The sequence below is a fragment of the Pseudorhodobacter sp. genome (genome assembly GCF_034675685.1).
Taxonomy (GTDB): Bacteria; Pseudomonadota; Alphaproteobacteria; order Rhodobacterales; family Rhodobacteraceae; genus Pseudorhodobacter.
This window is the reverse complement of sequence record NZ_JAUCDA010000003.1, coordinates 85,483-98,315: the sequence shown is the minus strand read 5'-3', so window position 1 is coordinate 98,315 and position 12,833 is coordinate 85,483. Positions and strand designations below refer to the sequence as shown.

The window sequence follows — 12,833 nt, the reverse complement described above, 5'->3', positions numbered from 1 at the left end:
CAAGACAGATGAGGGAGAGCGAAATGGACGGCACAGCATTTTGGATCGCGGCCGTGATTGCCTCAATCGCGGTCGGCCTGTCCAAGGGCGGTTTGCCCGTAGTGGCGATGATGTCGGTTCCGATTCTGTCGCTGGTGATGCCACCGTTGCAGGCTGCGGGGCTGTTGCTGCCGATCTATATCGTATCCGATTGGTTCGGCGTCTGGGCCTATCGGCGTGACTATGACCTGCGCATCTTGAAAATCATGTTTCCCGCCACCGCGCTTGGCATCGGGCTGGGCTGGGCCACCGTGAACCTGATTTCAGAACAGTTGGTCGGTGGCATGATCGGGGCATTGGGCAGCAGCTTTGCCGCCAGTCGTCTACTGGGGTGGGGGGCAAAAGCGGGCGCGCAAGAGGCGCGCATCGCGCCGGGCCTGTTTTGGGGCGCGACCGCCGGGTTCACCAGCTTTCTCAGCCATGCCGGCGGCCCGCCATTCCAGATTTACACCCTGCCGCTGCGCCTGCCCAAGATGGTATTTGCCGGCACCTCAACCATCCTGTTTACCTGGGTGAATGCCGTCAAACTGCCCGCCTATTGGTCTATCGGCATCTTGTCCCTTGACAGCTTGCCAATCGCGGCCTGGCTGTTTGCGCCCGCAACGCTTGCGGTGTTCGCCGGGGTGCGGCTGGTGCGGCTCCTGCCCGAAAAGCTGTTCTATACTTTGGTGCTATGGGCGCTTTTGCTGCTGTCTTTGCGGATGCTGTGGGTTGCGGTTATTCCCTTGCTTACACCGGCTCACCCTTAGCGGGGAATGCATCTTTCATCGCCTCAAACCCCTGCCCCGAGGCAACCAGACAGGTTTGCCCCTGCGCCGTCGTCACCGTAATCGACCAGCTTTGCGAAGTATCGGATGCAAATATCTCCATCACCATATTATTGGCAGCAAGGCCCATAGCCCGCCGCGTTTCGCCAAACCGATCTGCAAGCTGTTCCATCACGGCACCGCGTGGGCCGCATTGCAGCGCGGTTAGAGTCGGGGTTTGCGCATGCGCCTGTGTCACAAGGATCAGCGCACCAAATCCCAAAGACAGGGCAAACAGTTTCTCTTTCATCGCTGAACCTTTCTGTTTGGCTTGGATCAAGGCAACGACCCAGAGCGAAAAATCATCCATATCTTGCCAAAACTCTGCGCCTGAAATACGCAAAAAGGGTTAATCCCCCGCCCCACCATGCTGCACCGCGGCGCATTTAGGGTTGAAGATAGTGCCAAAATCATACCCCATGACGCAACAAAATTGCCTGTGAGAGAATCATGCCCCCCATTCGCCCCTACCGCTCTGCGCTTTACATCCCCGGCTCAAAAACCCGCGCGCTGGAAAAGGCGCAAACCCTTGCCGCCGATGCGATCATCTTTGATCTGGAAGATGCGGTCGCCCCGGATGAAAAATCCGCCGCCCGTGCGCTGTTGATTGAGACGCTGGCCACGGCCGACTATGGCAACCGTGCGAAAATCGTGCGGGTGAACGGGCTGGATACCGAATGGGGCGCCGATGATATCGCAGCTTTCACCGGCGCAAAAATCGACGCGCTGCTGATCCCCAAGGTCTCCACCCCCAAAGACCTTGATGCCGTGGCCAGCCTCATCCCCGACACCCCGCTTTGGGCGATGATGGAAACAGCGCTTGGCATGCTGAACGCCACGTCCATCGCCGCGCATCCACGCCTTGTCGGCATGGTCATGGGCACCAATGATCTGGCCAAGGAACTCAACAGCCGTTTCCGCGCCGACCGTCTGCCGATGCAGGCGGGGCTTGGCCTGTGCCTGCTGGCCGCAAAGGCGCATAACCTGACCATCATCGACGGGGTCTATAACGCCTTCAAGGATGATGACGGCTTGCGCGCCGAATGTGACCAGGGCCGTGATATGGGCTTTGACGGCAAAACCCTGATCCACCCTGCACAGCTTGCTATCGCCAACGCAGCCTTTGCCCCAACTGAGGCCGAAATCACCCTCGCCCAGCGCCAGATAGAGGCTTTCACCGCAGCGAAAGCCGCTGGTCAGGGCGTGGCGGTCGTAGATGGTAAAATCGTAGAGAACTTGCATATTGTCACCGCAGAGGCGACTTTGGCAAAAGCTGCAGCCATCGCGGCAATGACCTAACCCCAAAGGCACCTTATGTTTCTTATTCTTCTCGGCCTTCTCCTCTGGTCCGGCACGCATTTCTGGAAACGCATCGCCCCCGCGCACCGCGCCCGTTTTGGCGACAAGGGCAAGATCATCGTGGCGCTTGGCTCGGTTGTAGCCATTGTGCTGATGTATTTCGGCTATAGCACGGCGGAAGGCACCTTCTTCTGGGGCCGCCATCCGGCCACGACCGGCATCAACAACCTTTTGATGCTTTTCGCCTTTTACCTTTTTGCCGCATCGGGTGCGAAAACCCGCGTCACCAAATGGGTGCGCAACCCGCAACTGACCGCCGTCAAGGTCTTTGCCATCGCGCATCTGCTGGTCAACGGCGATACGCCGTCATTCCTGCTGTTCGGCGGGCTATTCGCCTGGGCATTGGCCGAGGTGATCGTACTTAACCGCGTGTCCCCTCCCGGCCCTTACCATGTCGTGCCGGTCAAAAAAGAAATCACCGCCATTGTTGCAACAGTGGTTGCCTTTTCCCTCACCGCTGCCATCCATATCTGGCTTGGCTACAACCCGTTTGGATAGATCATGAAACTTTACCGCCTGCTGACCGAAGAAGACACCTCGGCCTTTTGCCACAAAGTCACCGACGCGCTGAACAAAGGGTGGGAGCTGTATGGCGCACCCACCTATGCGTGGGATGCCGCCAAGGGCGTGATGCGCTGCGGCCAGGCCGTGATCAAGGATGCCCCCGGCACTTACACCGCCGATACCAAACTGGGCCAGCAATAGCACGCGTAGCGGTGCGGCACTACGCACCGCTACCCCCCTGCGCCGGCTGCATTTTTGCCCCCCTCCTGCCCTCCGCCTCCCAAGGACCACCGCCATGAAAACCAACCTCGGCCGTTTTTTCGAAGACTACACCTTGGGCGAAACCATCCAACACGCCGTTCCGCGCACCGTGGCCGAAGGCGAACGTGCGCTGTATCATGCGCTTTATCCCGCCCGCACCGCCCTTTATTCCTCGGATGATTTTGCCGGTGCCTGTGGGCTGGAAGGTTCTCCGCTTGATGATCTTATCGCCTTCCATACCGTTTTCGGCAAAACTGTCCCCGATATCTCGCTTAATGCCATTGCCAATCTTGGCTATGCCGATGGGCGCTGGCTTGCCCCGGTCTACCCCGGCGACACGCTGCGCTCGGAAAGCACGATTATCGGGCTCAAACAAAACTCCAATGGAAAATCAGGTGTGGTCTACGTTCGCACGCGCGGCCTGAACCAAAGGGGGGAAGCCGTGCTGGATTACGTCCGCTGGGTCATGGTTCGCAAGAACCGGGACACACCCGCACCCACAACCGTGGTCCCTGACTTGCCATCTGTCGTCACCCCCGATCGTCTGGTCATCCCCGATGGCCTCGATTTCAGCGATTATGACTTTACACTGGCGGGTGAACCCCACCGCTGGGGCGATTACGCGATTGGCGAGAAAATCGACCATGTCGACGGCGTCACCATTGAAGAGGCAGAGCATATGCTGGCCACGCGCCTTTGGCAAAATACCGCCAAAGTGCATTTCGATGCGACCAACCGCGACGACGGCCGCCGCTTGATCTATGGTGGCCATATCATCAGCCTGGCGCGGGCCCTATCCTTTAATGGGCTGGCAAACGCGCAGATGATCGTGGCGCTGAATGCGGGCGCGCATGCCAACCCCTGTTTTGCCGGCGATACCCTGCGCGCCTGGTCTGAAGTGCTGGACAAGGCCGAGACGGCCGCGCCGGGTGTTGGTGCGATCCGCCTGCGTCTGGTTGCCGTGAAACATGGCAGCGCCCCCTTTGTTCTGCGCGACAACGACGGCAAATATGACCCCTCTGTACTGCTGGACCTCGATTATTGGGCCTTGATGCCAGTATAAAATGACGCGCCTGCTGCTTTGCCTTCTCGCCGTCGTGATGCTGGCGTCACCGCTTCGTGCCGCTGACATCGCAATGGAAGACCTGGAGGTGTTCTTTGAACTGGTGGCCGTTGGCCCGACCGCCGCAGTCCAAGCCGCCCTAGAGGAGACGCCCACCCTTGCCACTGCCCGCGACCCCGATGGGTTCGCGGCGATCCATATGCTGGATCACGCCGACTTTGAACCAAAGCTGGCGTTGTTGCAGCGCCATGGGGCCGATATCAACACCCGCACCACGGATGGTATCGGCCTTATTCATATCCTGACCGACCCTGCGTTCTTGCCTGCAGCGCTGGCCGCTGGGGCCGACATCAATCTGCCTGATACGTTTGGCCGCACCCCCCTTATGATCTACCCAAAGCCCCGATGGCGCGGCCATGGTGCAGGCCCTTGTCAATGCGGGCGCTGACGCCTCTTTGCGTGACAGCAATGGCCATAACGCCGTATTCTACGCACGCGAAAGCGGCAAGGATGACCGCCTGATTCAAACCCTGATCACGGCCGGGGCAATGCCTGACTGAACCAGCCCCTTTGCTTTGCGGGGCAAAACTGGCAAACTGGCCATCTGTGCCCGCAGGGCCCTCACTCAAAGAGCTTAGAGACAAAAATGATCCGTAGCCTTGCGTTTGCCTTCCTCCTTGCATCCCCCGTTTGCGCCGATGAGTCGCAGGATTTTGTGGCAGCCAATATCATCTCGACGCTTTACCACGAATTTGGCCATGCGGTGATTCACCTGACCGACGCCCCTGTTCTGGGCCGCGAAGAAGATGCCGCCGATATTCTGTCGGTGGTGTTGCTGGATGCGCTGTGGGAAGAGGACTCGGCGGAATTTATCCTTGCGCTTACCGCACTGTCCTTTGTGCTTGCCGCCCAAGAAGCCGAAGATCCTGCCTATTGGGATGTTCATGGCCTTGATATTCAACGCTATTACAATCAGGTCTGCTTGTTTTACGGTGCCAACCCCGAGGCGCGCGCATCCCTCATTGATGATTTTGATCTGCCCGCAGAGCGTGCCGCGACCTGCGTTGAGGAGTTTGAGCTTGCCGCAGCGTCCTGGGGCGGCGTGCTGGAACCGCTGGAGGCCGATACGCCCGGCAATAGCATTCGGTTCCGCGGCGACCGAACAAGCGAAGTCGGTGCGCTTTTGGCTGATGAGGTCAATGACCTGAACGCGATCTACACCCTGCCTTATACGGTGACGGTGGAACTTGCCGCTTGTGGGGAAGAGAACGCGTTTTATGACGCTAATACCGCGACCATAACGATCTGCACCGAATATGTTGATTTTCTGGAACGGCAGGCGATTGCGAATGATTTGTGATCACAACGCTCCGTGACTCACTGTGTAAACCCGCCCCTGGCTGCACCCGGCTTTGCAGAAACGGCGATTTACCCTGACGGTGACAGGCAATCTGCTGACAGTGACAGGCAATCTGCGCCGCGATACGCGCGCCTTTTGTGATCACACTTGGCGGCTGTGTGATCACGTTACCCATCTTTCTGCAAGCGCAGCTTGGAAAAGCCGTGTTTATTTGTGTCAGCACTCGTGACTCGGGCAAAAAATACGGTATTCATAGGCAAAGCAGAAAGCCTAAGCGCGGGCCGATCCCGCCGGGCACAGCCACGAGGGATAGACAATGGCCGAAGTAAAGCGGGTGCAACGCCCCCTTTCCCCCCACTTACAAATATACCGCATGCCACTTACGGCGATCGTCTCGATTTTGACGCGCATCACGGGCAATGGGCTGATTGTTGGCACCTTGCTGGCAGTCTGGTGGCTGGCGGCTGCGGCGACCTCGCCCGAGCATTTTGCAACCGCCAACGCGGTGGCCACCTCTTGGTTCGGTGATCTGGTCTTTACCGGCTCACTTTGGGCGATCTGGTATCACTACCTCGCCGGGCTACGTCACCTTTACATGGACGCAGGCAAAGGGTTTGACATTCCCACGGCTGAAAAGACGGGCTGGGCTGTCATCATCGGGTCGGTTGTGCTGACCATCATCACCATCATTCTTGTGCAATAAGGGGGCAACCATGCGTTACCTAACCGACCGCAAGCGCGCCATGGGCAAGGGCTCGGCTCATTCCGGCACCGAACATCACTGGCATATGACCGTTTCGGCCGTCGGCCTCGCCTTCATGGTGCCGACATGGCTTTATATCTTCGGCTCGGCCCTTGGCGGCACGCATGAGCAAGTGCTCGCCACCTTCTCGCGGCCTTTCCCCGCTGTTCTGACCGGGCTGGTGATCTTTGTCGGCATGCGCCACTTTGCCAAAGGCGCCACCATGATGATTGAGGATTACACCCAGGGCTCCGTTCGCAAGGCGCTCGTTATCCTCGCCATTTCACTCTCTTACGCGATCACCGCGACCGGGCTTTTCGCCCTGATCCGCATCGCGCTCTGAAGGACTGACCATGACCGCTTACGAATATGAAACGCATGAATATGACGTTGTTGTCGTGGGGGCTGGCGGTGCTGGCCTGCGCGCAACACTTGGAATGGCGGAACAAGGCCTGCGCACCGCCTGTGTGACCAAGGTTTTCCCGACCCGCTCGCATACCGTGGCCGCACAGGGCGGCATTGCGGCCAGCCTGTCCAACATGGGGCCCGATAACTGGCAGTGGCATATGTATGACACGGTAAAGGGGTCTGACTGGCTGGGCGATACCGATGCGATGGAATACCTTGCCCGCGAAGCCCCCAAGGCGGTGTATGAGCTGGAGCATTACGGTGTGCCGTTTTCGCGCACCGAAGAGGGCAAGATTTACCAGCGCCCCTTTGGCGGCCACACCACCGAATTTGGCGAAGGCCCGCCGGTGCAACGCACCTGTGCTGCCGCCGACCGCACAGGCCACGCCATTTTGCACACGCTTTATGGCCAAAGCCTTAAGCACAACGCCGAATTTTTCATCGAATATTTCGCGCTTGACCTGATCATCACCGATGGGCGTTGCACCGGCATCGTCGCGTGGAAGCTTGACGATGGCACCATCCATGTTTTCAACGCCAAGATGGTTGTGCTGGCCACCGGCGGCTATGGCCGCGCCTATTTCAGCGCCACCTCGGCCCATACCTGCACCGGCGATGGCAACGGCATGGTCGCCCGCGCTGGCCTGCCGCTGCAAGATATGGAATTCGTGCAATTCCACCCAACCGGCATCTACGGTTCGGGCTGTCTGATTACCGAAGGCGCACGCGGCGAAGGCGGTTATCTGACCAATTCCGAAGGCGAGCGTTTCATGGAACGCTATGCGCCAACCTACAAGGATCTGGCGTCGCGCGACGTGGTATCACGCTGCATGACGATTGAAATTCGCGAAGGGCGCGGCGTTGGCCCGAACAAGGACCACATCCACCTGAACCTGAACCACCTGCCCAAGGCAACGCTTGATCTGCGCTTGCCCGGCATTTCTGAATCTGCCCGCATTTTTGCCGGGGTGGACCTGCAAAAAGAGCCGATCCCGGTGCTGCCGACCGTGCATTACAACATGGGCGGCATTCCGACCAACTACTTTGGCGAAGTGTTGAACCCGACCAAAGACAGCCCCGACGCCGTCTTCCCCGGCCTGATGGCTGTGGGTGAGGCGGGCTGCGCAAGCGTGCATGGTGCAAACCGTCTCGGCTCCAACTCGCTGATTGACCTCGTGGTCTTTGGCCGCGCCGCCGCGATCCGTGCCGGTGAAATCCTGAAGCCCGGCGAGCGCGCGCATCCGGTTGACAAGGTCGAGGTTGACAAGGCGCTGGGGCGTTTCGACGCTGTGCGCCACGCCAACGGCGCCATCCCCACCGCAGATCTGCGGTTGGAAATGCAAAAAACCATGCAGGCCGATGCCGCCGTGTTCCGCACGGATAAAACGCTGGCGGAAGGCGTGGTGAAAATGACCGCAATCGCGGCCAAGATGGATGATCTCAAGGTCACAGACCGCTCAATGGTCTGGAACTCGGACCTGATGGAGACATTGGAGCTGGGCAACCTGATGCCCAACGCCCTTGCCACCATCGTCGCCGCCGAGGCGCGCAAGGAATCGCGCGGGGCCCACGCGCATGAGGATTACCCAGACCGAGACGACAAGAACTGGCGCGTCCATTCGCTGGCCCATGTCAACGGCAACAAGGTGACCCTGTCGTCGCGGCCGGTGCATATGACCCCCCTGACCAAACAAGAAGACGGCGGGATTGACCTGAAGAAAATCGCGCCGAAAGCGCGGGTGTACTGATGCATCACGCCGCGATCATTGCTTTGGGCCTGCTTGCCGTAGGGTGTACCGCCCCCGTCAGCATGCCCGATACACCCGCGCAGCGGGCCAAAGCGGTGATCGCGGCGTCTTTGGTGGGAACCGCGCCGCAAAATCTGATGCCCGCAATCGCCACCTGCGCCGCAAGCAACGCCACCGCTTCCGAGCTTGACCGCCTGCAAGGCGCGATTGCCACCGCACCCAACGCGGCCACACGCCGCATCGCGCGGGCCATCATCCACCGTGCGCAAACACAACGCTGCCTGAACGATCACGGCATCGTCATGGCAAACCGCTGAAAGGGCCCGCATGATCCGCATCTTCATCCCATTGGCTTTGCTTGCGGCCTGCACCACCGTCAACCCGGTTGAGCAAATCGCCCGCAGCACCGCGAAATCGGTGGTCTTGCCGGTGGTTCAGCAACGCCTTCCCGGCCCGCAGGCCGAGGCGGTCGCCGTTTGCGTTATCGACAATGCCAACACGGATGAAATCATGACCCTGGCAAAGGATGTCGGCAACCGCGCGGGCAGCCGCACGGTGCAAACTATCGCCACCATCCTGCAACGCCCCAACACCGTGCAATGCGTGCTAGGGGCCGGCCTTCCGGGGTTGGCGCTATGACGCGGCCACTTGCCTTGATGCTCGCGCTGGTTCTGGTAGCCGCCTGCGGCCCGATCCCGGTACAAGACGCCGAGCGCCAATGCCTGATACGCGCCCATGACGCCACCGGCCCCCATGGCGAAGTGGCCGTGGGTATTTCCGATGGCAAGGCGCGCGGCCGCGTCAAACTTGGTATCACCAGCGATTATCTGATGGGGCGCGACCCCTCGGCGCTGTATGATCAATGCGTCTTTCAAAAATCCGGTCAGCCCCCCACGCGCCCCCTCTACTCTCATCCCGATTGGAAGGGGTAGCGCATGGCACCAGACCCCAGCTTGATCGACCGCGCCCAGGTAAACCGCTTTTTGCGGCGCAAGGGGCTGACGGCCATCGCCGATAAATCACAGGCCGCTCATCTGCAAAGCTTTGGCCTTGCGCCCGAGATCGTCTTTGACGTTGGTGTCGATCTGGGCACGCCATTCCTGTACCAGGCTTTCCCCAGCGCGCATTTCGTGCTGATCGACCCGCGCGCCGAATCCCGTGTGGCCCTTAGCGGGCCAAATGCCCCCCGCTCTGCTGTCTTCTTTGAAACGGCGCTGGGGGCGATTCCCGGCAGTTTGCCCCTCCACATCCCCCATTCCGACAAGGGCGAACAAGGGGCGATGGCCAGCCTGCGCCACCGTACCGACAGTTTGTCGGACAAATTCAACCGGATAGACGCGCGCGAGGTTCCTGTCACCACGCTTGACACGATCGCCAGCGCTTTCAAAGGCCGCGTCGGCCTGAAGATTGATACCGAAGGGTTTGAGGATGAGGTGCTGGCAGGCGCCACCGAAACCCTGCTGCGCACTGACTTTGTGATCCTTGAGATGTCGCTGATCCGGCGCTTTGAAGGTATCGCCCCGCCCTCCAGCCTCATCACCCGCCTTGCCGCCGCTGGCCTTGAATTTCGCGACGTTCTGCGAATGACCGGCGATGGCAAAGGCGGCGGCGCGCCGCGCCTGATGGATGTTCTGTTTACCCGGTGGCACGCCCGCGCCCCGGCCCCTACAACACTCGCTTCTTAAAGGAGACGGACCCATGGTTCAGTTCACCCTGCCCAAAAATTCGACCATCCGCACTGGAAAAACCTGGCCGAAACCCAGCGGCAGCAATGTTCGCAAATTCAACATCTATCGCTGGACGCCGGATGATGGCGCAAACCCGCGGGTCGATACCTATTTTGTCGATATGGATAGCTGCGGCCCGATGGTTCTTGACGCGCTGATCAAGATCAAGAATGAGATTGATCCGACCCTTACCTTTCGCCGCTCCTGCCGCGAAGGTATCTGCGGCTCTTGCGCCATGAATATCGACGGCATCAACACGCTGGCCTGTATCTATGGGCTCGACGAAGTGAAGGGCGACGTAAAAATATACCCCCTGCCCCACATGCCAGTGGTCAAGGACCTGATCCCCGATCTTACGCATTTCTACGCGCAGCATGCCTCGATCATGCCCTGGCTGGAAACCAAAACCAACACCCCCGCCAAGGAATGGAAGCAAAGCATCGAGGATCGCGCCAAACTTGACGGGCTTTATGAATGTGTGATGTGCGCTTGTTGCTCTACCTCTTGCCCGTCCTATTGGTGGAACTCTGATCGCTATCTTGGCCCGGCATCTTTGCTTCACGCGTATCGCTGGATCATCGACTCGCGCGATGAGGCGACCCCAGAGCGGCTTGACGACCTGGAAGACCCGTTCAAGCTGTATCGCTGCCATACCATCATGAATTGCGCCAAAACCTGCCCCAAGGGGCTTAACCCGGCCAAGGCAATCGCTGAGATCAAGAAGAAAATGGTTGAACGCGTGGTATAGGGCCGATTGCGCAACACAAAGGCATCGCTGCGGCCCCGGCCCGGCGGTGCCTTTTCTTGCGCTGCCCACGCGCCCCGAAAGCCGTGGTGATTTCCGCCAACCGCTTGAAACCAAACCGCCTTGCCCTAGGGTAAGACCTGACGTCACAGCAGTGCTGCGTTGCAAAAACGATGGTTGCGCCGCCCCCCATGCAGACTTAGGTTGCAACCGGGAGGAACCCCGCGATACCCGAGGTTCACATGGAAAACCAAACTGAAACTGCCGCAGCCCTGGCGCTGGAGGTTCTTGATCAAGCCTATGCCTATTATGATGCGCCAAAAGCTACGCAAGCAACACAGCCAGAGCCGCAAGAGTATTTCGAATACTTTGCCGCCGCTTGAAATGCTGTTGGCTTTGCGCTTGCTAACGGGCATGGCCTAGGCGCGGCATGCCCCTTCTGTTACTCGTCCTCTTGCTTGGCACTTTGCTGTATATGTGGCTGTCGCGCCGCAACTCCACGCTTACCCGCGCCTGCCGCTGGCGACTCGACAAGGCGGGCGGGGCAAACCACTATCGTTGCGCTGCCTGCGATGCCGAAACAGATACCGCCCCCGGTAAACTGCCGCGCGATTGTTTGCGCAAGCGCCCCGACTCTGCCTGAAAGGCAGCCCTGAACCGGCCACAAAAGACAGCCTGCAGGCGCGGTTTGGCCTAGGCCCGACGTATAAAATGCATGTCCTGAAACTGCGCACGCAACGCCTTTGTGCGCGGCGCAACACTGGCCGGGTTGTTTGCGCGCAGGCCCTCGGCGATCAGCGCAGCCAGGGCCGGAACATCCGCAGGCGTCACACCACGGCGCACCAATTCTGGCGTTCCGATGCGCAACCCGTTCATATCTCCCGGCACTTCGGCAATCGGCAAGCCGATGCCACAGGCCAGAAAGCCCGCCTTGCGCAGCCTTTTGGAGGCGGTCTGGCCTCCGCCAAAACCCGCCGCCTCAATCGCGAATTGGTGGCTTTGGGTCATGCCACGATCAGCACCAAAGACCGGCAGGCCAAGGCTGGCAAGTTCTGCGGCCAAGGTCTGCGCCACCTCTATCATCGCGCCTGCATAGGCTGCGCCATGGTCGCGCCAATCCAGCAGGCTGATCGCCAGCGCGGCCGTCTTGCCTGCATCGAAATTCGCGGTCATGCCGGGAAAGGCGATTGCGTCCAGGCGTTCGGCAATGGCAGCGTCATTTGTTACAATCAAGCCACCCGCCGGGCCACCAAGCGATTTATAGGTGCTCATCGTCATCAGATGCGCCCCTTGGTCAAGCGGATTGGCCCAGGCCCCCCCGGCGATAATACCGCATTGATGGGCCGCATCAAACAGCACTGATGCGCCAACCTCATCGGCAATCGCACGCACCTCGGCTACCGGATGCGGAAACAGGTTCAACGAGCCGCCGATTGTAATGAGCTTTGGCCTGACCTTGTGCGCCAACCTGCGAAGGGCAACAAGATCAACGGTATAGCCATCTGGATTCACCGGGGCGGCATGGCTGAGAAGCCCGTAAAGACCAGCACAACCGGCTGCATGATGCGTGACATGGCCGCCCACCGAGCCCGGCGGGGCGATGATGGCATCCCCCGGCCTGGTCAGCGCCATGAAGCCGTAAAGATTGGCCAACGCGCCAGAGCCGACACGGATCTCGGCGTATCTTGCACCGAAAACTTCGGCAGCAAGTTCGGCGGCGATCACCTCGATCTCCTCAATCGCCTCCAGCCCCATTTCATATTTGTCACCGGGGTAGCCAAGACTGGGACGAGAGCCAAGACCGCGCGACAGGGCAGCCTCGGCCACCGGGTTCATCACATTTGTGGCGGGATTCAGGTTGAAACACTCAAAATCGTGGATTTCGGTGTTGCGGGCGATCAGCGCCTCCAGGCGCGTCGCCACCTGCGCCGACGTGCCTGCCGTCTGGGTGGCAATTTGTTGAATCAGGGCTTCGCAGGCGGCTGGCACCCAAGGGCGTGGAGCGAGATGGGGCATTGCATGGTCCTTGGTCAAGAACGAGGATTGGTCCCGAAAGGGATTTTATGGCAGC

At 59.8% G+C, this 12,833-nt stretch carries 20 protein-coding genes; 18 read left to right on the top strand and 2 right to left on the bottom strand.

Annotated elements, in window-relative coordinates; all coding sequences use genetic code 11:
• Window positions 1-23: 23 nt before the first annotated feature.
• Window positions 24-788, top strand: coding sequence for a sulfite exporter TauE/SafE family protein (locus tag VDP61_RS03545; protein WP_323005573.1), 765 nt, complete (start codon window positions 24-26; stop codon window positions 786-788).
• Here the strand turns inward: VDP61_RS03545 and VDP61_RS03540 are convergent.
• The gene (locus VDP61_RS03540; RefSeq protein WP_323005572.1) at window positions 769-1,095 is read right to left on the bottom strand and encodes a hypothetical protein; all 327 of its coding nucleotides are present in this window, start codon (window positions 1,093-1,095) and stop codon (window positions 769-771) included. The two genes, VDP61_RS03545 and VDP61_RS03540, sit on opposite strands and share 20 nt — an antisense overlap.
• 200 nt (window positions 1,096-1,295) lie before the next feature.
• Between VDP61_RS03540 and VDP61_RS03535 the strand changes: the two genes are divergently transcribed.
• From VDP61_RS03535 to VDP61_RS03455, 17 genes are all read left to right on the top strand, one after another.
• Window positions 1,296-2,144 (top strand): CoA ester lyase, encoded by an 849-nt coding sequence (locus VDP61_RS03535; RefSeq protein ID WP_323005571.1) that lies wholly within the window; start codon window positions 1,296-1,298, stop codon window positions 2,142-2,144.
• 15 nt (window positions 2,145-2,159) lie between these two features.
• Window positions 2,160-2,702, top strand: coding sequence for an NnrU family protein (locus VDP61_RS03530; RefSeq protein WP_323005570.1), 543 nt, complete (start codon window positions 2,160-2,162; stop codon window positions 2,700-2,702).
• A 3-nt stretch (window positions 2,703-2,705) separates the two neighbouring features.
• The gene (locus VDP61_RS03525; protein ID WP_323005569.1) at window positions 2,706-2,909 is read left to right on the top strand and encodes a DUF1737 domain-containing protein; all 204 of its coding nucleotides are present in this window, start codon (window positions 2,706-2,708) and stop codon (window positions 2,907-2,909) included.
• A 94-nt stretch (window positions 2,910-3,003) separates the two neighbouring features.
• On the top strand, window positions 3,004-4,032 hold the full coding sequence (locus VDP61_RS03520) for a MaoC family dehydratase (RefSeq protein WP_323005568.1): 1,029 nt from the start codon (window positions 3,004-3,006) through the stop codon (window positions 4,030-4,032).
• A gap of 1 nt (window position 4,033) precedes the next feature.
• Window positions 4,034-4,480, top strand: a complete 447-nt coding sequence (locus VDP61_RS03515) for a hypothetical protein (protein WP_323005567.1) — start codon at window positions 4,034-4,036, stop codon at window positions 4,478-4,480.
• A complete protein-coding gene (locus tag VDP61_RS03510; protein ID WP_323005566.1) occupies window positions 4,449-4,592 on the top strand; it encodes a hypothetical protein in 144 nt (47 codons plus the stop codon). The genes VDP61_RS03515 and VDP61_RS03510 overlap by 32 nt, the downstream gene beginning before the upstream one ends.
• An 86-nt stretch (window positions 4,593-4,678) precedes the next feature.
• Complete coding sequence (locus VDP61_RS03505; protein WP_323005565.1) at window positions 4,679-5,392, top strand: DUF4344 domain-containing metallopeptidase; 714 nt, start codon at window positions 4,679-4,681, stop codon at window positions 5,390-5,392.
• A gap of 316 nt (window positions 5,393-5,708) precedes the next feature.
• Window positions 5,709-6,095, top strand: coding sequence for a succinate dehydrogenase, cytochrome b556 subunit (gene sdhC / locus VDP61_RS03500; protein ID WP_323005564.1), 387 nt, complete (start codon window positions 5,709-5,711; stop codon window positions 6,093-6,095).
• A gap of 10 nt (window positions 6,096-6,105) precedes the next feature.
• On the top strand, window positions 6,106-6,477 hold the full coding sequence (locus VDP61_RS03495; protein WP_323005563.1) for a succinate dehydrogenase, hydrophobic membrane anchor protein: 372 nt from the start codon (window positions 6,106-6,108) through the stop codon (window positions 6,475-6,477).
• A 10-nt stretch (window positions 6,478-6,487) separates the two neighbouring features.
• The gene (sdhA, locus tag VDP61_RS03490) at window positions 6,488-8,290 is read left to right on the top strand and encodes a succinate dehydrogenase flavoprotein subunit (RefSeq protein WP_323005562.1); all 1,803 of its coding nucleotides are present in this window, start codon (window positions 6,488-6,490) and stop codon (window positions 8,288-8,290) included.
• Window positions 8,290-8,607, top strand: a complete 318-nt coding sequence (locus VDP61_RS03485) for a hypothetical protein (protein WP_323005561.1) — start codon at window positions 8,290-8,292, stop codon at window positions 8,605-8,607. Before sdhA ends, VDP61_RS03485 begins: the two co-directional genes overlap by 1 nt.
• Window positions 8,608-8,617: 10 nt before the next feature.
• Window positions 8,618-8,929, top strand: a complete 312-nt coding sequence (locus tag VDP61_RS03480; RefSeq protein WP_323005560.1) for a hypothetical protein — start codon at window positions 8,618-8,620, stop codon at window positions 8,927-8,929.
• A complete protein-coding gene (locus tag VDP61_RS03475; RefSeq protein ID WP_323005559.1) occupies window positions 8,926-9,222 on the top strand; it encodes a hypothetical protein in 297 nt (98 codons plus the stop codon). The genes VDP61_RS03480 and VDP61_RS03475 overlap by 4 nt, the downstream gene beginning before the upstream one ends.
• A 3-nt stretch (window positions 9,223-9,225) precedes the next feature.
• Window positions 9,226-9,975, top strand: a complete 750-nt coding sequence (locus VDP61_RS03470; protein ID WP_323005558.1) for an FkbM family methyltransferase — start codon at window positions 9,226-9,228, stop codon at window positions 9,973-9,975.
• Window positions 9,976-9,988: 13 nt separating this feature from the next.
• Entirely contained in the window at window positions 9,989-10,765 is a 777-nt protein-coding gene (locus VDP61_RS03465; RefSeq protein WP_323005557.1) for a succinate dehydrogenase iron-sulfur subunit, read from the top strand.
• Between the two features lie 239 nt (window positions 10,766-11,004).
• Window positions 11,005-11,145, top strand: a complete 141-nt coding sequence (locus VDP61_RS03460) for a hypothetical protein (RefSeq protein WP_323005556.1) — start codon at window positions 11,005-11,007, stop codon at window positions 11,143-11,145.
• A 47-nt stretch (window positions 11,146-11,192) separates the two neighbouring features.
• Window positions 11,193-11,405: a hypothetical protein gene (locus VDP61_RS03455; RefSeq protein ID WP_323005555.1), complete on the top strand. Its 213-nt coding sequence runs from the start codon at window positions 11,193-11,195 to the stop codon at window positions 11,403-11,405.
• Window positions 11,406-11,455: 50 nt separating this feature from the next.
• Here VDP61_RS03455 and glyA read toward each other — a convergent pair whose 3' ends face one another.
• Window positions 11,456-12,778, bottom strand: a complete 1,323-nt coding sequence (glyA, locus tag VDP61_RS03450; RefSeq protein WP_323005554.1) for a serine hydroxymethyltransferase — start codon at window positions 12,776-12,778, stop codon at window positions 11,456-11,458.
• Window positions 12,779-12,833 lie beyond the last annotated feature (55 nt).